Origin of the sequence: Comamonas terrigena NBRC 13299 (assembly GCF_006740045.1) — a bacterium.
In the GTDB taxonomy this organism is placed as follows: Bacteria; Pseudomonadota; Gammaproteobacteria; order Burkholderiales; family Burkholderiaceae_C; genus Comamonas; species Comamonas terrigena.
Window position 1 is genome coordinate 1,360,426 of record NZ_AP019749.1, and the last position, 18,484, is coordinate 1,378,909.

General features: G+C 66.8%; 16 protein-coding genes. 10 read left to right on the forward strand and 6 right to left on the reverse strand.

The window, feature by feature from the left end:
- Nucleotides 1–174 precede the first annotated feature (174 nt).
- Nucleotides 175–1,302, forward strand: coding sequence for a cupin domain-containing protein (locus CT3_RS06275; RefSeq protein WP_066539066.1), 1,128 nt, complete (start codon nt 175–177; stop codon nt 1,300–1,302).
- Nucleotides 1,303–1,533: 231 nt separating this feature from the next.
- Here the strand turns inward: CT3_RS06275 and CT3_RS06280 are convergent, their stop codons facing one another.
- On the reverse strand, nt 1,534–2,133 hold the full coding sequence (locus CT3_RS06280) for a DUF5610 domain-containing protein (protein ID WP_066539064.1): 600 nt from the start codon (nt 2,131–2,133) through the stop codon (nt 1,534–1,536).
- Between CT3_RS06280 and CT3_RS06285 the strand changes: the two genes are divergently transcribed.
- Both CT3_RS06285 and ccoG read left to right on the forward strand, forming a co-directional pair.
- Entirely contained in the window at nt 2,132–2,329 is a 198-nt protein-coding gene (locus tag CT3_RS06285; RefSeq protein WP_127446187.1) for a hypothetical protein, read from the forward strand. The genes CT3_RS06280 and CT3_RS06285 overlap by 2 nt on opposite strands.
- 135 nt (nt 2,330–2,464) lie before the next feature.
- Nucleotides 2,465–3,943: a cytochrome c oxidase accessory protein CcoG gene (gene ccoG, locus CT3_RS06290; RefSeq protein WP_066539495.1), complete on the forward strand. Its 1,479-nt coding sequence runs from the start codon at nt 2,465–2,467 to the stop codon at nt 3,941–3,943.
- 189 nt (nt 3,944–4,132) lie between these two features.
- Here ccoG and CT3_RS06295 read toward each other — a convergent pair whose 3' ends face one another.
- Nucleotides 4,133–5,572, reverse strand: a complete 1,440-nt coding sequence (locus CT3_RS06295) for an aminotransferase-like domain-containing protein (protein ID WP_066539493.1) — start codon at nt 5,570–5,572, stop codon at nt 4,133–4,135.
- A gap of 175 nt (nt 5,573–5,747) precedes the next feature.
- Nucleotides 5,748–6,680 carry a DMT family transporter gene (locus CT3_RS06300; protein ID WP_066539062.1) on the reverse strand — a complete coding sequence of 311 codons (933 nt, stop codon included), beginning with the start codon at nt 6,678–6,680 and terminating at the stop codon, nt 5,748–5,750.
- 131 nt (nt 6,681–6,811) lie between these two features.
- On the opposite strand from CT3_RS06300, the gene gcvA reads away from it, so the two are divergent.
- Nucleotides 6,812–7,699: a transcriptional regulator GcvA gene (gcvA, locus tag CT3_RS06305; RefSeq protein WP_066539060.1), complete on the forward strand. Its 888-nt coding sequence runs from the start codon at nt 6,812–6,814 to the stop codon at nt 7,697–7,699.
- Nucleotides 7,700–7,825: 126 nt separating this feature from the next.
- Here gcvA and CT3_RS06310 read toward each other — a convergent pair whose 3' ends face one another.
- Nucleotides 7,826–8,212, reverse strand: coding sequence for a VOC family protein (locus CT3_RS06310; protein WP_066539058.1), 387 nt, complete (start codon nt 8,210–8,212; stop codon nt 7,826–7,828).
- Between the two features lie 142 nt (nt 8,213–8,354).
- A complete protein-coding gene (locus tag CT3_RS06315) occupies nt 8,355–9,278 on the reverse strand; it encodes a LysR family transcriptional regulator (protein ID WP_066539055.1) in 924 nt (307 codons plus the stop codon).
- Nucleotides 9,279–9,447: 169 nt separating this feature from the next.
- On the opposite strand from CT3_RS06315, the gene CT3_RS06320 reads away from it, so the two are divergent.
- From CT3_RS06320 to CT3_RS06335, 4 genes are all read left to right on the forward strand, one after another.
- Entirely contained in the window at nt 9,448–11,148 is a 1,701-nt protein-coding gene (locus tag CT3_RS06320) for an acyl-CoA dehydrogenase family protein (protein WP_066539049.1), read from the forward strand.
- 100 nt (nt 11,149–11,248) lie between these two features.
- The gene (locus CT3_RS06325) at nt 11,249–12,223 is read left to right on the forward strand and encodes a tripartite tricarboxylate transporter substrate binding protein (RefSeq protein WP_066539045.1); all 975 of its coding nucleotides are present in this window, start codon (nt 11,249–11,251) and stop codon (nt 12,221–12,223) included.
- 182 nt (nt 12,224–12,405) lie between these two features.
- Nucleotides 12,406–13,371: a Bug family tripartite tricarboxylate transporter substrate binding protein gene (locus CT3_RS06330; RefSeq protein WP_066539492.1), complete on the forward strand. Its 966-nt coding sequence runs from the start codon at nt 12,406–12,408 to the stop codon at nt 13,369–13,371.
- Nucleotides 13,372–13,402: 31 nt separating this feature from the next.
- Nucleotides 13,403–14,536: a CaiB/BaiF CoA transferase family protein gene (locus tag CT3_RS06335; RefSeq protein ID WP_225608766.1), complete on the forward strand. Its 1,134-nt coding sequence runs from the start codon at nt 13,403–13,405 to the stop codon at nt 14,534–14,536.
- A gap of 70 nt (nt 14,537–14,606) precedes the next feature.
- Here CT3_RS06335 and CT3_RS06340 read toward each other — a convergent pair whose 3' ends face one another.
- Nucleotides 14,607–15,713, reverse strand: coding sequence for an NADH:flavin oxidoreductase/NADH oxidase (locus CT3_RS06340; RefSeq protein ID WP_066539041.1), 1,107 nt, complete (start codon nt 15,711–15,713; stop codon nt 14,607–14,609).
- Between the two features lie 364 nt (nt 15,714–16,077).
- Between CT3_RS06340 and CT3_RS06345 the strand changes: the two genes are divergently transcribed.
- Complete coding sequence (locus tag CT3_RS06345; RefSeq protein ID WP_066539039.1) at nt 16,078–17,613, forward strand: TolC family protein; 1,536 nt, start codon at nt 16,078–16,080, stop codon at nt 17,611–17,613.
- Nucleotides 17,610–18,443, forward strand: coding sequence for an efflux RND transporter periplasmic adaptor subunit (locus CT3_RS06350; protein WP_225608767.1), 834 nt, complete (start codon nt 17,610–17,612; stop codon nt 18,441–18,443). Before CT3_RS06345 ends, CT3_RS06350 begins: the two co-directional genes overlap by 4 nt.
- The last annotated feature ends 41 nt before the right edge of the window (nt 18,444–18,484 follow it).

Genomic DNA, 18,484 nt, shown 5'->3' on the forward strand with positions numbered 1-18,484 from the left:
GGCCACTGTCGGCTGCGCCATGCACACGGTTTTGCGCCGCAGCAAAGCCTGGCATTGGGCCCCATGGGACAATGCGCCTCACGGTGGACCGCCTGTGCATGCTGCGCGCGGCCCGCAAACACCTTCCCTTTTTCTACCGATGCGGCCCCTGGTGGCGCCGCTGTCTGCATCGCCATGGACATCCAATCCCCGCTCCAGCTGCTCGGCGGCATCTCGCCCGAGAAATTCATGCGCACCTACTGGCACAAGAAGCCGCTGCTGATTCGCCAGGCGATCCCCGGCTTCAAGCCGCTGCTCAACCGTGCGCAGCTGCTGGCGCTGGCCGGTGAAGAGGGCGTGGAAGCGCGCCTGATCGAGCAACTGGGCGAAGGCCAGTGGAAGCTGTCGCATGGCCCCTTCCCGCGCCGCAAGCTGCCGTCGCTGGCCAAGCCCGGCTGGACGGCGCTGGTGCAAGGCGTGGACCTGCACAACGAAGCGGCGCACCAGTTGCTGCAGCAGTTCCGCTTTGTGCCCGACGCGCGCATGGACGATCTGATGATCAGCTTTGCCACCGACCAGGGTGGCGTGGGCCCGCATTTCGACAACTACGACGTGTTCCTGCTGCAGGCCCACGGCAAGCGCCGCTGGCGCATCGGACGCCAGAAGGACTTCACGCTGCAGGAAGGCGTGCCGCTGAAGATCCTGACCAACTTCGAGCCCGAAGAGGAATGGGTGCTTGAGCCCGGCGACATGCTGTACCTGCCGCCCAAGTGGGCGCACGACGGCATTGCCGAAGGCGAGTGCATGACGTATTCGGTGGGCTTCCGTTCGCCCAAACAGGACGAGATGGCGCGCGAGCTCTTTTTGCGCATGTCCGATGCCCCGGATGAGGCGCCCAAGGATGTGGTCTACAAGGATCCCAAGCAGCCTGCCGTGGCCAAGCCGGGCGAAATTCCTGCCGACCTGTACGACTTTGCCCGGGAAGCGCTGAAAAAAGCCCTGGCCGAGCCGCTGGCGCTGGAGCGTGCCCTGGGCGAGTACATGAGCGACCCCAAGCCGGGCGTGTGGTTCGAGCCGGCCGAGGACTTCGGCATGATCGAAGGCGTGGAACTGAACCGCCGCACCCGCATGCTGTACGACGCCAAGCACATCTTCATCAACGGCGAAAGCTACCTGGCCGGCGGCAAGGATGCCAAGCTGATGCAGCAACTGGCCGATAACCGCCGCCTGTCGGTGCGCGAGGTGCAGCAGTTCAGCGACGATGCGCTGGAGTTGCTGTCCAGCTGGGTGGATGCCGGCTGGGCGCAGAGCGTACCGGCGTGACCACGGCCCTGGCACCGCTCGGTACACCCTGGTGGTGTGGAGCGTGCGGGGCGCGCAGGGGTGAGGCCTGCGGATGCGCAAGCCATCCCGGCGGCCTGGGTGTCGTGGATGGGGGGAATGTCCTGTACTTCACGGCAAGGCAGTGCAGCTGGTAATGGAAATAAAGGCTCCCTCGGGAGCCTTTTTTGTTGCCAGGTCACGCGCTTCGGAGCGGGACAGGTGCCAGGTGAATCAGGCTGTCGCCGCTTCCGTGTTGGCCGGTGTGGCGCTTCCGTCCTGCGGCGCCTTCAGCGCGGCCAGCTTTTGCTGCAGGAAGTCATCAAAGCCCTGCTGCACCAGGCTGTAGGTGCGCTCGATGGCGCTGCGCACGGGGCTGTCGGCCTCTCCCCAGACGCCCAGGCCTTGCAGAATGTCGGTGGCCTCGCCATAGCCTTGCTCAAAGCCGCTGCGGATGGTGGCCACAAAGTCCTGCAGCAGGGTTTCGGGGTTCTTGTCCGGATATTTGGCGGCATAGCGCTCGAACATCGCGGTCGAGAGCGACACGATGCGGCCGGCCACCGCCTCGCTGCTCTGGTCCTGCTGCTGCGCCTGGGCAATGGCGTCTGGTCCCAGCTCGGGCGCCAGCACCTCGTTGAGCTTGTCCACCGCAGCGCGGTACAGCAGCGTCAGGCTGTGGTTGCCGGCAGAGATGGAGACATCCATCGAGGCCTGCAGGATTTGCGCATTCTGCTGTGCACGCTGGCCTTCGCGGCTGGCGGCGACCGTGCGCTGGGCGTCTTCAAGTGCCGTGTTGGATGTGCTGGTGGCGGAAACGCCGGTGGTGGCAACCATGGTCTTCTCCTTGTGGTCGCGTGCGGGTGTGCTGCGACGTTGCGTATATTTCGGCGGGTTTTTTGAAGACTTGAGCGACGTTTTTGGATTTTGCAAAAACATAGCAATCCAGATACATGCGGCGGGCGTTGCCGCGGCCAATGCATGTCAAACCTATGCTGCATGGGCGCAGGCTGCTCAGTTTTTGCAGAACTGATCTGGTGACGCAGATCAAATGCGCATCTGATACGGTCTTTTTGCCCGGAAACTGATGCTGTGCAAGCACGGGGCGTCGCCGCATAGTCGGCGCCAACACATGGCAGATGCACTGCCGCGCCGCCCCCACGCACACATGAACCCGCTTCACGATTCCTCCCCCACCGTGCCCGCAGCCGCCGGCACGGGCACTGCGCGCAAGACCATTCCCATCCATGCCGAGCCACCCGAGGCCGGCCGTTCCTTTTACGAAAAGCGCCAGAAGATCCATCCGCGCTCCATCGCCGGGCGCTTTGCCGCCTGGCGCTGGGCGCTGGTGTGGCTGACGCAGCTGTTCTTCTACGGTGTGCCCTGGTTGCAGATCCATGGCCGCCAGGCACTGCTGTTCGATCTGGAGCAGCGGCGCTTTTACATCTTCGGCTGGCTGCTGGTGCCGCAGGATTTCATCTACCTGGCGGTGCTGCTGATCATCAGCGCGCTGGCGCTGTTCCTGTTCACCGCCGTGGCCGGCCGGTTGTGGTGCGGCTTCAGCTGCCCGCAGACGGTGTATACCGAGCTGTTCATGTGGATCGAGCGGCGCACCGAAGGCGACCGCAGCGCCCGCCTGCGCCTGGACGGCAGCGGCTGGACTGCCGAAAAAATCGCCAAGCGCGGCGCCAAGCACGGGCTGTGGCTGCTGGTGGCGTTGTGGACGGGGGTGACCTTCGTCGGCTACTTCGTCCCCATCCGTTCCCTGGTGGTGGACCTGGCCAGCTTCACCGGTCCCTGGCAGATGTTCTGGACCCTGTTCTACGCCACCGCCACCTATACCAATGCCGGTTTTCTGCGCGAGCAGGTCTGCAAATACATGTGCCCTTATGCGCGCTTCCAAAGCGCCATGATGGACCGCGACACCCTGGTGGTCAGCTACGACAGTGCCCGGGGCGAGGGCGAAAAAGGCCGCAGCCCGCGTGCCAAGGGAGCGGACCACCGCGCCCAGGGCCTGGGCGACTGCATTGACTGTGCCCTGTGCGTGCAGGTGTGCCCGGCGGGCATCGACATCCGCGACGGCCTGCAGTACGAGTGCATTGGCTGCGGTCTGTGCATCGACGCCTGCAACGGCGTGATGGACAAGATGCATTACACCCGCGGCCTGATCCGCTTGAGCACGCAAAACGCCCTGGCCGGGGGCTGGAGCCGGGCCCAGACCTGGCGTCGCATCGCCCGCCCGCGCGTGCTGCTGTACGCCGTGGGGCTGGTGGGCATCACCGTCGCCATGGTGGTGAGTCTTTCACTGCGCACGCCGCTGCAGGTGGATGTGGTGCGCGACCGGGGCACGCTCTCGCGCATTGTGTCTGGCGGCCAGATCGAGAACATCTACCGCGTGCAGATTGCCAATGCCACCGAGCGGCCCCAGCGCCTGCGCCTGAGCGCCAGCGGACTGGGCGGCGTGCATGTGGCATCCGATAGCGAAGTGTGGCTGGAAGGCGCACAAGACCGCTGGGTGGTGGTGCGCCTGCAGGCCCCCTATGGCGCGGCGGAAGCCGGATCGCACCCGGTGACCATCCATGTGCAGGCCGAAGGCGATGCGGCGCTGCAAGTGGCCGCCAAGACCACCTTCCTGGTGCCCCGGTAAAGACGAATTGGATGCATTGAATGAATTGACAGTTGTTTGACCGCTCTGCGGTTGTTGCTGGCGGCGCGGGTGTGCCGCCATTTCAGGCGGTCTGCCCCAAGCAGACCGCCTTTTTTCTGAATGGGCTCCCTGTTTCAGGGAGCGCCGCAGGTGCTTGTGGCTGTGCCGATGTACTTGTGCCGTGGCGGTTCAGGTGGCGTCCTGGCTGCCAGCCACCATGTCACAGCACCAGCGGCCCAGCTGGGCCAGAGCCGCCTCGGTGGCGGCATCCCAGGCAATGCCGTAGTTCAGCCGCAGGCAGTGGGCAAACGCCGGGCTGGGGCTGAACAGCGGGCCGGGTGCCAGGCTGATGCCGTGCTGCAGTGCACGCTGGTACAGGGCCCAGGCGTCGCAGCCTGTGGGCAGTTCCAGCCACAGAAAGTAGCCGCCTTCGGGCCGCGTGGCGCGCGTGCCCGGGGGGAAGTGGCGTGCAATGGCCTCGGCCATGCGGTCGCGCTGCACCGCCAGCGCGTGGCGCAGGTGGCGCAGGTGCTTGTCGTAGCCTACCCCCTCCAGGTACTGGGCCAGGGCCGCCTGGGCCGGGCCATTGGTGGCGATGGAGGTGGTCAGCTTTTGCCGTGCCACGGCCTGGGTAAAGCGCCCGGCCGCCGTCCAGCCGATGCGCCAGCCCGGCGCCAGGCATTTGGAAAACGAACTGCAGTGCAGCACCCAGCCTTCGCGGTCGAACGCCTTGGCGGGCAGCGGGCGGTGCGGGGCGAAGTACAGCTCGCCGTAGACATCGTCCTCGATCAGCGGCACCTGCAGGCGGGTGACCAGTTCCACCAGCGCCTGCTTGCGTGCCGGCGGCATCAGGCTGCCCAGCGGGTTCTGGAAACTGGTCATCAGCCACACGGCCTGAGGCCGATGCTGGAGCAGGGCGGCTTCCAGCGCCTGCAGATCCACGCCGTCGCGCGGGTGGGTGGGCACCTCGATGGCCTGCAGGCCCAGGCGTTCCAGCGCCTGCAGCGCACCGTAGAAGCAGGGGGACTCCACCACCACGGCGCCGCCGGGCCGGGTGACGGCCGCCAGGCACAGGTTCAGCGCCTCCAGTGCGCCATTGGTGATGACCAGATCGTCCATGGCCAGTGGCATGCCGTCGGCCAGGTAGCGGCGCGCAATTTGGCGGCGCAGGCCGCTGTGGCCGGGGGTCAGGTCGTCCAGTGCCGTGCGCTGGGCAGTGGCCTGTCTGGCGCTGGCGGCCAGGGCCTGGGCCAGCTTGGGCAGGGCAAACCACTGCGGGCCCGGAAAGGCGCTGCCCAGCGGCACCGTGCCCTGCTGCAGGCTGGCCTGCAGCACGGAAAACACGCGTTCGGTGACATCCACCTGGACCGAGGCACTGTCGGGGCGGGACAGCGCTTCGGGCTCCGGCGGGGCCATGCCCCCGCCATGGGCCACAAAGTAGCCCGAGCGTTCGCGCGCCCGGATCAGGCCGCGTGCTTCCAGCAGGTAGTACGCCTGGAAGACGGTGGATGGGCTGACCTGGCGGCTGGCACAGGCCTGGCGCACCGAAGGCAGGCGGTCGCCCGGCTGCAGTACCCCGGCGCGGATCGACGCCTCGATGTCCGCCGCCAGCAACTGGTAGCGGTTCAGGGATGCAGCGGGGGCAGAGGTGGCTGGGGGCACGGAAAAAAGTAGGGGATGAAGCGAGGGCAGGGCTGGGGCGAGGGCGCGGCACGACAGAAACAGCGCAGACCGCCGCCGCAGCAGCACAGCAGCCCACGGCGCAAACTGTAGCGGAAGGTCGTGCCTCGGCCGTTGCGCCCGCTCAGGGTTTGGCCGCTTGGGCGGCAACAGCAGGGCCCGCCGGGGCGGGCTTGGGGGCCGGGCGCAGCACCAGCCACAGTGCCAGCGCAATCAGCGCACCGCCGGCGGCGTGGGCCCAGCCCACGGACTCACCCAGCAGCAGCCAACCCCACAGCACGCCGAACAGCGGGATCAGGAATGTCACCGTCAGCGCCTTGAGCGCACCTACATCGGCAATCAGGCGGAAATACAGCACATAGGCCCAGGCCGTGCACAGCAAGCCCAGGGCCAGCAGGGCAACGGCTACGGTGGGCGTCACGCTGGCCAGCGGCAGCGGGTGCAACCACAGCGAACCGGCAGCCAGCGGCACCAGCAGCAGCACGGCGGCGCACTGGCTGCCCAGGGCCACCAGGCGGCTGTCCAGTCCGCCGCGCTGGCCGATCCAGCGCTGGGTCAGGTAGCCGGCCAGGCCATAGCACAGCGTGGCCACCAGGCAGGCGGCCACACCCCACAGTGCTGCGGCATCCACCGGAAGCGGGCCGGTGCGCACCAGCACCGCCACACCTGCCAGGCCCACGCAGACGCCGGCCAGCTTGTGGACGGTGATGCGCTCGCTAAAGAACAAGGTACCCAGCAGCACGCCCATCAGCGGCGTCAGCGCGTTCAGGATGGCGCTGTAACCGGCCGGCAGCACCTGGGCGGCCAACGCGTACATGGCAAACGGAATGCCGGAATTGACCACGCCCAGCGCCAGTGCGGCGCGGCCCTTGCCGTCAAAACGCAGCGGCACGCGCTGCAGCAGCACCAGCAGGCCCAGCCCCAAAGCACCCAGCAGCACGCGGCCACCGGCCGTGGGCAGGGCGCCCAGCACCGGCACCGCAATGCGCATGGACAGGTAGCTGCCGCCCCACAGGGCGGCGAGCAGCAGCAGGCGGATCAGGCTGGGCAGGGGCATGGCTGGTGTTCCAGGGAAAAGTTCAGTACAACTAAAGACAAAGCGTCAGTGCGGCCTGCATTCTGTGCCCATGGTGTGGGCTGTACCAGCGATTTTTTCTGCTGAATTGTTTAGTAAAACTAAATATCACCATGCACTTGCCACCGCTGTCCACCGTCCGCAGTTTTGAAGCCACGGCCCGCCACGGCAGCGCCGCGCGGGCGGCCGAGGAGCTGCATGTCACGCCCGGTGCCATTTCGCAGCAGCTGCGCAAGCTGGAAGATTTTGTGGGCCAGCGCCTGTTTGAACGCCAGGCACGCGGTCTGGTGCTGACGGACGCCGGGCGCGTGCTGCTGGCCGGCTGCCAGGAAGCCTTGGCGGCACTGCAGCGCGCCACGGCCCAGCTGCGCCACCAGCGCCAGGTGCTGCTGGTCAGTTGCACACCGGTGTTTGCCGCGCAATGGCTGGTGCCCCGGCTGCAGGATTTTCTGCAGTCCGCCCCGGAGGTGGATGTGCATGTCAGCACCACCGCCCGGCTGGTGGACCTGGCAGCCGAAGGCGTGCACTTTGCCGTGCGCCATGGCCTGGGGCGCTATGCCGGCTTGCAGGCCCGGCGGCTGCTGGACGACGACCTGCAGCCGGTCTGCAGCCCATTGTGGGTGGCGCACCGGCCCACAGCGCAGGCCGCCGACATCACCGCTGCCGGGCTGCTGCACGATGGCCAGCGCGACGACTGGCAACTGTGGGCCCGGGCGGCCGGGCGCCCCCAGCTGGACACTTCGCAAGGCATTGTGTTTGTGGATTCCAATGCCGCCATCGAAGCCGCGCTGGCCGGGCGCGGCGTGGCCCTGGCGCGCCGCTCCATGGTGGTGAACGAACTGGAGCAGGGGCGTCTGCTGGCTCTGCAGGTGCCGCCGCTGGTGACGCCCCTGGCCTATTACCTGGTGTTTCGCGAGCCCACGCTGGCCCAGCCGGCGGCACGCCGTTTTCACGACTGGCTGCTGGCCCAGGCCGCCTTGGCGCGCACGGTGGATGGCTGAATGCGGCCACCGTGGTGCAACGGGTTCCGCCGCCGCTGGTGCTGGGCACATTGCATGCATACCGCAGCAAAGATGGGGGCCGGCTGTGCACCACTTGCATCCGGCCAGCCCGACTCCTTCACGGCCTTACTGCATGGAATGCAGCCCGATCAGATTGCCTTCGCTGTCCTGCACCATGGCAATAAAGCCATAGGGGGCGATGGAGAACTTCTCCTTGATGATCTGCCCTCCATGGGCGTCGGCGCGGCGCACCTGCTCGGCGCAGTCTTCGCAGACAAAGTAGACCAGGGTGCCGCCGGGGCCGGACAGGTAGTCGGGCATCTTCACCAGCGCGCCGCTGGCGCCCATGCCTTCTTTTTCCATGGGAAAGGCCCACATCTCCAGATCCGAATCCGCGCCGCCCGGGGGCGTCAACTGCTCCAGCGGCCGGCCCAGCAGCTGCTCGTAAAAGCGCCGCGCGCGCGGCATGTCCTGCACATAGATCTCAAACCAACCCACGGCGTTGTGTTGCATGGTCGTACCTCCTGTTGCGGTGGCAGCGGATGCCAGGCCCCGGTAGGGCATGGCGTCCGCTGCCAACCATTGTGCAAAGCTGCGCGCGGCGGTGCACGCTGCGGCTGCACTGCGCCAAGGGGTATCGCGCCAACGGGGTCGATCAGTCGCTGGCGGGGGCTGGCGCTGCATCGGCGGCCGCCACGGCGGCAATGCGTTCTTGCAGCAGTTGCAGCAGAGTGTCGATCAGCGGGTGGGCGGGCACGGGGCGCCATATGGCCTGCAGCTCGGAGTGGGCTGCGCTCTGGCGCAGCGGGCGAAAGGCCAACCCCGGCATGCCCACGCGCTGCAGGCAGGCGGGCACGATCGACACCCCTTGGCCGCCGCTGACCAGCGACAGCACCGACAGCCAGTGGCGCACCTCGTGGCGCAGCTCCGGGTCAAAGCCGGCGCGCTGGCACAGGGTGCGGATGCTGCGGAAATACTCGGGAGAGACCGACTCGGCAAACAGCACCATGCGCTCCTGGGACAGATCGGACACGGCTACGCGTGCTTGCCGCGCCAGGGCGTGGTGGGTGGGCAGGCAGGCCATGAAGGGCTCGCGCAGCAGCGTGCGGGCGCGCAGGCCGTCGGGCACCACCATGGTGTGCAGCAGGGCCAGGTCCAGCTTGCCTTGCTGCAGGGCGCTGACCTGCTCGGCACTGTTGAGCTCATGCAGGTCCACCCGCACCTGGGGGTGCAGCAACTGCAACTGGGCCAGCGCCTCGGGCAGGCCACGGTACATGCTGGAGCCCACAAACCCCAGCCGCAGGCAGCCGGCCATGCCATGGGCCACGGCGCGTGTGTCCAGGGCCGCACGTCGTGCGCGTTCCAGAATGTCGCGGGCCTGGGCCAGCAGGTGGGTGCCGGCCGGGGTCAGGCGCACCTCCTTGCTGCTGCGCTCGAACAGCTGGGCGTCCAGCTGGGCTTCCAACTGCTTGATGGCCACGCTCAACGGCGGCTGCGAGATGTGCAGCCGCTGCGCGGCGCGGCTGAAGTGCAGCTCTTCGGCCAGTACGGTGAAGTACTGCAGTTGGCGCAGTTCCATGGGGAGCCTTTGGAGAAGAAGATGCTGCGATGCAGCAACGTACAGGGTGGTCTATCTATTCGATTTAGATATGGATGAATATTTCAATAATATTCGACATGAATGGTGCATGTTCCCAGAATTTGACCCAAGTCAGATCCACCTCGCCCGCCTTGTTGAAGGAGAGAGCATGAACATGCGTGCCCCATTGGAAGTTTCCCGTACCACCGATTCCGCCCATCCCTTACCCGACCGTGCGGGCAGCAATCTCTACACCACCGACACGCAATGGGCCCCGTTGCTGCAGCAGTACCTGCCGGCCGATGTGTACGCCCACCTGCAGCCCTATCTGACCCGCATGGGCCATTTGGCCGGCAGCCGTCTGGACGAGCTGGCGCTGATTGCCGACAAGAACCCGCCCACGCTGGAGCACCGCACCCGCACCGGTCAGGATGCTCAGCGCATCGTCAAGCATCCGGCCTATGTGGAGATGGAGCGCGTGGCCTATGGCGAATTCGCGCTGGCCACCATGTCGCACCGCACCGGTGTGCTGGGCTGGGAAGGCAAGCTGCCCCCGCTGGCCAAGTACGCGCTGACCTATCTGTTTGTGCAGGCCGAGTTTGGCCTGTGCTGCCCGCTGTCCATGACCGATTCGCTGGCGCGCACGCTGCGCAAGTTCGGTGCGCCGGAGCTGGTCGATAAATACTGGAGCCAGCTCACCGCCACCGACTTTGATGACATGGCCCAGGGCGCCATGTTCATGACCGAGCAGGCTGCCGGCTCCGACATCGCCAACACCCAGACCGTGGCTTATCCGCAGGCCGATGGCAGCTGGCGCCTGGTGGGCGACAAGTGGTTCTGCTCCAACCCCGACGCGGCGTTTGCCATGGTGCTGGCGCGGGTCGATGGCGCGCCGGCCGGCATGAAGGGCATCTCGCTGTTCCTGCTGCCGCGCCAGCTGGACGATGGCAGTACCAACCACTACCGCATCATCCGCCTGAAGGAAAAGCTGGGTACGCGCTCCATGGCCAGCGGCGAGATCCACATGGAAGGTGCCGTGGCCTATTTGGTGGGCGAGCAAGGCCGGGGCTTTGTGCAGATGGCCGATATGGTCAACAACTCGCGCCTGTCCAACGGGGTGCGTGCAGCCGGCATGATGCGCCGCGCCGTGGCCGAGGCCGAGTTCATTGCCAGCGAGCGCCATGCCTTTGGCAAGGCCTTGCAGGACATGCCGCTGATGCAGCGCCAGCTCGACAAGCTGCGCACCTACTCCGAACAGGCCCGCACCATGGTGCTGCAAACCGCACAGGCGCTACAGCGCTCGGACGCCGGGGAAGAGGGCGGCTACGCGCTGCTGCGCATCCTGACGCCGCTGATCAAGTTCCGCGCCTGCCGCGATGCCCGCAAGGTCACCGGGGACGCCATGGAAGTGCGCGGCGGCTGCGGCTACATCGAAGAGTGGAGCGACCCGCGCCTGGTGCGCGACGCCCACCTGGGCAGCATCTGGGAAGGCACCAGCAACATCGTCGCGCTGGATGTGCTGCGCGCCATCCGCCGCGAAGGCTCGCTCCCGGTGCTGCAGGCCCATGCCGCACAGCTGCTGGCGCAGACCCATGCTGCCCCAGCCTTCCTCACTGCATTGCGCAGCGCGCTGGAGCGGGCTGCGGCCTTTTCCCAATCTGCCGCGGATGCCGATGCCGCCGGTGAGCGCCTGGCACGCCAGGCCGCCTCGGGCCTCTACCACTGCTTCACGGCCATCGCCATGGCCTGGGAAGCCTCGCGCACGCACAGCAGCGAGCGCATGCGCTGGGCCCAGCTGGTGCTGCTGCACCGCGCGCTGCCGCGCGATCCACTGCAAGACGGCGGCATCCCCGCCGACTGGGTGCAATAAGCCGCACCGGCGCCGGGCTGCGGCCATGCCGGCTGCTCCGGACATTTTTCCCCGCAAGTCCCGACACAGGGGCAGGGGCCATCCTCCTGGAGACAACACCATGAACAAGCGCCACTTTGTACAGGGGCTGGGCCTGCTGGCTGCCGCCCCTTGGGCCACCAGCTGGGCACAGTCCAGCGGCACGGGCTTTCCGAACAAACCGATCACGCTGATCCTGCCCTATGCCCCGGGCGGCCCCACCGACCAGCACCTGCGGGTGGTGGCCGAAGAGGCCGGCAAGATCCTGGGCCAGCCCATCGTGCTGGACAGCCGCCCCGGCGCCAACGGTGTGACCGCCGCCGCCGCGCTGACCCGCGCGTCCGCCGATGGCTACACGCTGGGCGTGCTGCCGGCATCAGTCTACCGCGAGCCTTACATCAACAAAGTGCCGTTCGATCCCACCACCAGCTTCAGCTACATCGCGCTGCTGTCGGACTACAGCTTTGGTCTGGCCGTGCGCCAAGATGCGCCGTGGAAGACCTGGGCCGATCTGGTGGCCGATGCCAGGAAGCGCCCCGGCGCCCTCAACATTGGCGCCACCGGCGCCATGGGCACACCGCGCATCGTGATGGAAGAGGTGCTGGCAGCGGCGGGCGTGAAGGCCAATGTGGTGACCTACAAGGGCGATGCCGATGTGGCCACCGCCATTCTGGGTGGCCACATCGACGCGGCGCCGCTGTCGGGGGGGGCCGTGCCGCACATCGATGCCCACAAGATGCGCTATCTGGTGATGCTGACGGCGCAGCGTGTGCCGCGCTTTCCCACGCTGCCCACGCTCAAGGAGTCGGGGCTGGACCACTTCATCGACTCCCCTTACGGCGTGGCCGGCCCCAAGGGCATGGACGCAGCGCGCGTGGCCCAGCTGACAGCTGTGTTCCAGAAGGCCTTGCTGTCGCCAGCGGGCATGAAGGCCATGGAGCTGCTCAACCAGCAGCCCAACTACAAGGACCCCGCGCAGTACCAGCGCTACGCACAGGAAGCCTTTGCCCGCGAAAAGCAGCGGGTGGCCTGGCTGCGGGACCAAGGCCTGCTGTAAGACACGGCGCCCTGCAGCGAAACAACAGCCAGACAAGCCGTGCAAGCGCTTTGCAGGCTCTTTGCAGCCGCATGATGCGCTTTCAATTTAATAGCAAAAGACTGTCCTGCCCACACCGGGCTACGGCGGTCATGATAGGAGACACCACTATGAACCCCATTCCATGGCAGCGTCCCGTGCCCATGCTGTGCGGGCTGACGGCCGCCACCTTGCTGGTGGCCGCTCCGCTGGCCGCGCAGGCCGAGACCTTCCCCTCCAAGCCCGTGAACTTTGTGGTGCCGTTCCCGCCGGGCGGCCCCACCGATGCCATGGCACGCACGCTGGCCGTGGCGCTGACCGAGGCCCTGGGCCAGAGCGTGATCGTGGAGAACAAGTCCGGTGCAGGCGGCAACATTGGTGCGGACATGGTGGCCCGCGCCAAGCCCGATGGCTACACCATCATGTTCGGCACCTCGGGCCCGCTGGCCATCAACCAAAGCCTCTACACCAAGATCAGCTACGACCCGGCCACCAGCTTTGCCCCCATCATCCGCGTGGGCCACCTGCCCAACATCCTGGTAGTGCACCCCAAGCTCCATGCCAGCACCGTGCAGCAGCTGATTGCGCAGGACAAGGCCAAGCCGGCCAGCCTGAACTACGCCTCGTCGGGCAATGGCGCGTCCTCGCACCTGGCCGGCGTGTTGTTCAACCAGAAGGCTGGTACCCAGTTGCAGCATGTGCCTTACAAGGGCACAGGCCCCGCGCTCAACGACCTGCTGGCCGGGCAGGTGGACATGACGTTCACCGACATCCTCACGGCCATGCCCTACATCCAGAGCGGCAAGCTCAAGGCCATTGGCGTGACCACGGACAAGCGCTCGCAGGCCATGCCGCAGATTCCCACGATTGCCGAGCAAGGTCTGCCCGGTTACGACGTGAGCGTGTTCTTTGGCGTGGTGGCTCCCAAGGGCACCCCGGCCGATCGCATTGCCACGCTGAACCAGGCCTTCCGCAAGGCACTGGCCAGCGACAAGGTGCGCTCGGTGTTTGCCGCGCAAGGACTGGAGCCCGCACCCGACCACAGCCCCCAGGCGCTGGGCCGCTTCATCAGCGAAGAGGTCGGCAAGTGGAAAACCGTGGTCGATGCCTCGGGTGCCAAGCTGGACTGATGCGTACCCCCGACGACCTGTGAAAGACGCTATGAACGCAACCACTGCAACGGGCATGGGGGCTGGCGCCCTGCAAGGCCTGCGCGTGCTCGACCTCTCCCGCATCCTGGGCGGGCCGCTGTGCGGCCAGATCCTGGGAGACCACGGCGCCGATGTGCTGAAGGTGGAGCCGCCCCAGGGCGACGACACCCGTGCCTGGGGCCCGCCGTTCCAGGACGGTGTGGCCTCGTACTACCGGGGGCTGAACCGCAACAAACGCAGCCAGTGCCTGGACCTGAGCCAGCCCGCCGGCCAGGCCCGCGTGCTGGAGCTGATGGCACAGGCCGATGTGGTGGTGGAGAACTTCAAGATCGGCACCATGGAAAAATGGGGCATTGGCTGGGAACAAGTGCATGCGCGCTTTCCGGGCTTGATCTGGTGCCGGGTCAGCGGCTTCGGGGCCGATGGCCCGCTGGGAGCCTGGCCGGGCTATGACGCGGCCATCCAGGCCATGAGCGGCATCATGAGCGTCAACGGCGAGCAGGGTGGCGAGCCGCTGCGCGTGGGGCTGCCCGTGGTGGACATGGTCACCGGCATGAATGCGGTCATCGGCGTGCTGCTGGCGCTGCAGGAACGCCAGCGCAGCGGCCTGGGCCAGCTGGTGGATGCGGCGCTGTATGACAGCGGCATCTCGCTGCTGCACCCGCATGGCGCCAACTGGTTCATGGATGGCAAGCCGCCCCAGCGCACCGGCAATGCCCACCCCAATATCTACCCCTACGACACGCTGCAGACAGGTTCCATCCCGGTGTTCTTTGCTGTGGGCAATGACCGCCAGTTCGGTCTGCTGTGCGGCCACATCGGCTGCCCGCAACTGGCCGAAGACCCGCGCTTTGCCACGGCGGGCCAGCGCTCGGTGCACCGCGCCATGCTCAAGCCGCTGCTGGAGCAGCAGCTGGCCGCCTTCGAGGGCGAGCAACTGGCCACGGACCTGATGGCCATTGGCGTGCCGGCAGCGCCCGTGCAGTCAGTGGATGCGGCTTTGCAGCATCCGCACACGCTGCACCGCGAGATGGTGGTGGACCTGCCGGGCTACCGGGGCATTGGGGCGCCGGTCAAGCTCAGCCGCACCCCGGCCACCTACCGGCTGGCTCCCCTCACGCCCGGAGAGGACTTTGTGGTGTGACGCGGTGCCGCCAGGGCACACCCAAAGGAGTCGAAGGGCTCCTTTTTCATGAGCTATTCAAGCTCAGCCACTATGCCTGGAACAGTTTTTTGGCCCCATGCGGCTGGCAGCGCAGATACTGCGGTGCCGCATGCACGGTGGCACCCAGCTGGCGTGCAGCCTCCCAGGGCCAGCGCGGCTGGTAGAGCATGGCGCGGGCGATGCCCACTGCATCGGCCTGGCCGGTCTGCACAATGTGCTCGGCCTGCTGCGGGTCGGTGATCAGACCCACGGCAATCACCGGCATGCGGCCTTCCAGGCGGTCCTTCAGTGCTTCGGCCAGCGGAACCTGGTAGCCGGGGCCCACCGGAATCTTCTGGTCCGGGTGCAGCGCGGCACTGGAGACATGCAGAAAATCGCAGCCGCGTGCGGCCAGTTCCTGGGCTAGGTGCTGGCTCTGCGCCAGGTCCCAGCCGGCAGGCTCCATCCAGTCGGTGGCGCTGATGCGTACGCCCACGGCCATGGACGCATCCACGGCGGTGCGCACGGCCTCGAACACTTCCAGCGTCAGGCGCATGCGGTTGTCCAGGCTGCCGCCGTACTGGTCGGTGCGCTGGTTGGACAGCGGCGACAGGAACTGGTGCAGCAGATAACCGTGGGCGGCGTGGATCTCGATGGCGTCCAGTCCCAGTTGCCGGGCGCGCAGGGCGGCATCCACAAAGGCCTGGGTGATCTCGGCAATGTCCTGCAGTGACGCGGCCTGGGGCTGCGGATCGGTGGGGGCAAAAGGTATGGCGCTGGCGCTGACCGTGGGCCAGGCCTGGGCATCGTCCGCCGGCAGCGCTCCGCCACCCTCCCAGGGGCGGCGGCAGCTGGCCTTGCGCCCGGCATGGGCCAGCTGTATGCACACCGGCATAGGGCTGAAACGGCGCATGTGGTGCACCACCGGGCGCAATGCGTCGGTATGGGCATCGCTCCACAGCCCCAGGTCATGGGCACTGATGCGCCCGCGCGCTTCCACTGCCGTGGCCTCCAGCACCAGCAGACCGGCTCCCGACTGGGACAGGTTGCCGTAGTGCATCACATGAAAGTCGTTGGCCAGCCCGTCCTGCGCGGAATACATGCACATTGGGGGAATGACGATGCGGTTGGCCAGCTGCAACGGGCCGAAGGCGATGGGGGAGAACAGGGCAGACATGAAAAGAGGGGGATGTGTATCAACAACAGTGCACTGCAGCATGACACAGACAGGAGATGTCGCGCGTCCGATGCATGACAGCGTGCGCAGAAATGGCGTGACGCTGGAAGTTTGAAGTATTTGGGAATCGATCTTTGTTTTCGGGTAGTAAAAATTCAATGCAAAAGGGCGGATATACCTAAATCTGGTGATTGCCGGTGGGAGCACCGGTGGCTACCATGACAAAAATTTACAAAATTAACAGCCGCTGAGGGATGGCTCTGTGTAGAGAAACGCGGTCTGTGCAGGGTTTGCTGTGGACAGTTTGTGCCCGCCTCCTGCCAGTGGCTGCTTTGGTGTTTCGATTCCATCTCAACCCGCCACCATGCAAGACCACTCTGTTTCCCTCTCCTGGCTGCCTCTGGCACGCCGCGCCGCCCTGGTTCTGGGCACGGGCGCTGTGCTCACCGGCTGCGCCAGCTTCAACGCCCAGCCCCTGACCGACGACGAGCTGCGCAGCCAGGTGCAGGCCGACCGCCAGCAACTGACGCAGGACGTGGCCCCGCTGCCCGCCATCGTCACGCTGGAGGAAGCCATTGCCCGCGCCATCAAGTACAACGCCGTGCAGCGCCTGCGCGCCATGGAAGAGGCCGTGGCCCAGGGAACCTACCAGGTCTCCAAATTCGACATGCTGCCCAAGCTGGTGGCCTCGGCGGGCTACCGCTACCGTGACGAAGAGCTGATCACCCGCAGCCAGGACTCGGTCACCGGTCGTCCCTCGCTGGCCAACCCCTATATCTCCACCGACCGGGAAGCCACGCTGTACTCGCTGGGCTTTTCCTGGAGCCTGTTGGACTTCGGCCAAAGCTATTACGCCGCCCGCCAGAACGCCGACCGTGCGCTGATTGCCGAAGAACGCCGCCGCAAGGCCCTGCACAACCTGGTGCAGGAAGTGCGCACCGCCTACTGGCGTGTGGCCGCCCACCAGGCGCTGCAGGCGCCGCTGCGCACGGCCAGCCAGGCTGCGGATCTGGCGCTGACCGACGTGCGCAAGGTCGAAGCCGAAAAACTGCGCTCGCCGGTGGAGCCGCTGCGCTACCAGCGCCAGTTGCTGGAAAACCTGCGCCTGCTGGAAGTGATCGAGCAGGAGCTCTCGCCCGCGCGCCTGGAACTGGCGGCCCTGATGGGCATGGCCCCCGGCCAGGCAGCCACGGCCTGGCGCGTGGCCGAGCCTGCGCAAGGCACGTCCTCCACCTGGCTGCAGCGCCCAGTGGAAGACATGGAAGCGCTGGCCCTGGTGCGCAACCCCGACCTGCGTGAAAGCCAGTACGGTGCCCGCATTGCCCGCGAAGAGACCAAGCGCGTGATGCTGCGCATGTTCCCCGGCCTGTCCTTCAACTACGCCGCCAACCACAGCACAGACAGCTTCCTGATCAACGACAGCTGGCGCGAAGCCGGGCTGCAGATCTCGTTCAACCTGCTGGGTCTGCTGTCGGTGCCGGCGCAAAAGCGCCTGGCCGATGCCGGTGTGGCCCTGGCCGACCAGAAACGCATGGCCACGCAGATGGCGGTGCTCAGCCAGCTGCACATCGCCCGCCTGCAGTTTGCCAACGCTGCCCACCAGTACGAGCGCGCCGACGCCATTGCGGCGGTGGACCAGCGCTTGGCCGAGCACGTGGACAACCTGGTCAAGGTGGACAAGCAGACCCGCCAGGACAGCGTGGCACAGCAGACCGCGTCCATCCTGTCCACGCTGCGGCGCTACCAGGCGCTGGCGGCGCTGCAGTCGGCAGGTTCGCGCCTGCAGGCCACGCTGGGGCTGGAGCCGGTGATCGAAGGCTCTGACAAACTGCCGCTGCCCGAGCTGACCAGCGCCGTCGGCCAGGCGCTGCAGCGCTGGGAAGCGGGGCAGCTGCAATGATGCGATTGCAAGGGTTGCGCAGCGGCGCACTGGGAATGGCCTGCTGCGGTGTGGTGCTGGCGGCGGGTGCGCAGACAGCGCCGGCGCCTCCCACTTCCACGACTGCCCCTGTCGCCAAGAAGCCTGCAGCCGCGCTGCCGGGCGTGGGCAGTGCGCTGGAGCAGCGCGACATCCGCGCCCAGCTGGCGCCGCGCCGCTACACCACCTTGGCCGCCGAGATCGGTGCCAAGGTGCAGCGCCTGCCGGTGGTGGAAGGCGCAGCCTTCCGCCGGGGCCAGTTGCTGGTGCAGTTTGACTGCAGCCTGCAGCAGGCCCAGCTGAACAAGGCCCAGGCCGGTGTGGATGCGACCGAGAAAACCTGGCGTGCCAACCAGCGCCTGGCCGAGCTGAATTCGGTGGGCAAGATCGAGCTGGACACCTCGCATGCCGAATGGAACAAGGCCCGCGCCGACCTGTCGGCCAACCGCAGCCTGCTGGGCAAATGCCAGATCAGCGCGCCCTATGCCGGCCGCATTGCTGAGCAAAAAATCCGCGAGCAGCAGTACGCCCAGCCTGGTCAGGCTCTGCTGGACATCATCGACGACAGCGTGCTAGAGCTGGAGTTTTTGGTGCCTTCGCGCTGGCTGAGCTGGCTGCAGCAGGGCACGGCCTTCGAGGTGCGCATTGACGAAACCGGTAAGACCTACCCCGCCAAGGTGCAGCGCCTGGCCGCGCGGGTGGACCCGGTGAGCCAGTCCATCAAGGTCAACGCCGCCATCCACGGCAAGTTCCCCGAGTTGATTGCCGGCATGAGCGGGCAGGTGCTGATGGCGCCGCCTGCGCAGAAGTAAGACCCAAGACCGCCGTGGAAGGAGCAGCCTGTGCGCATGTC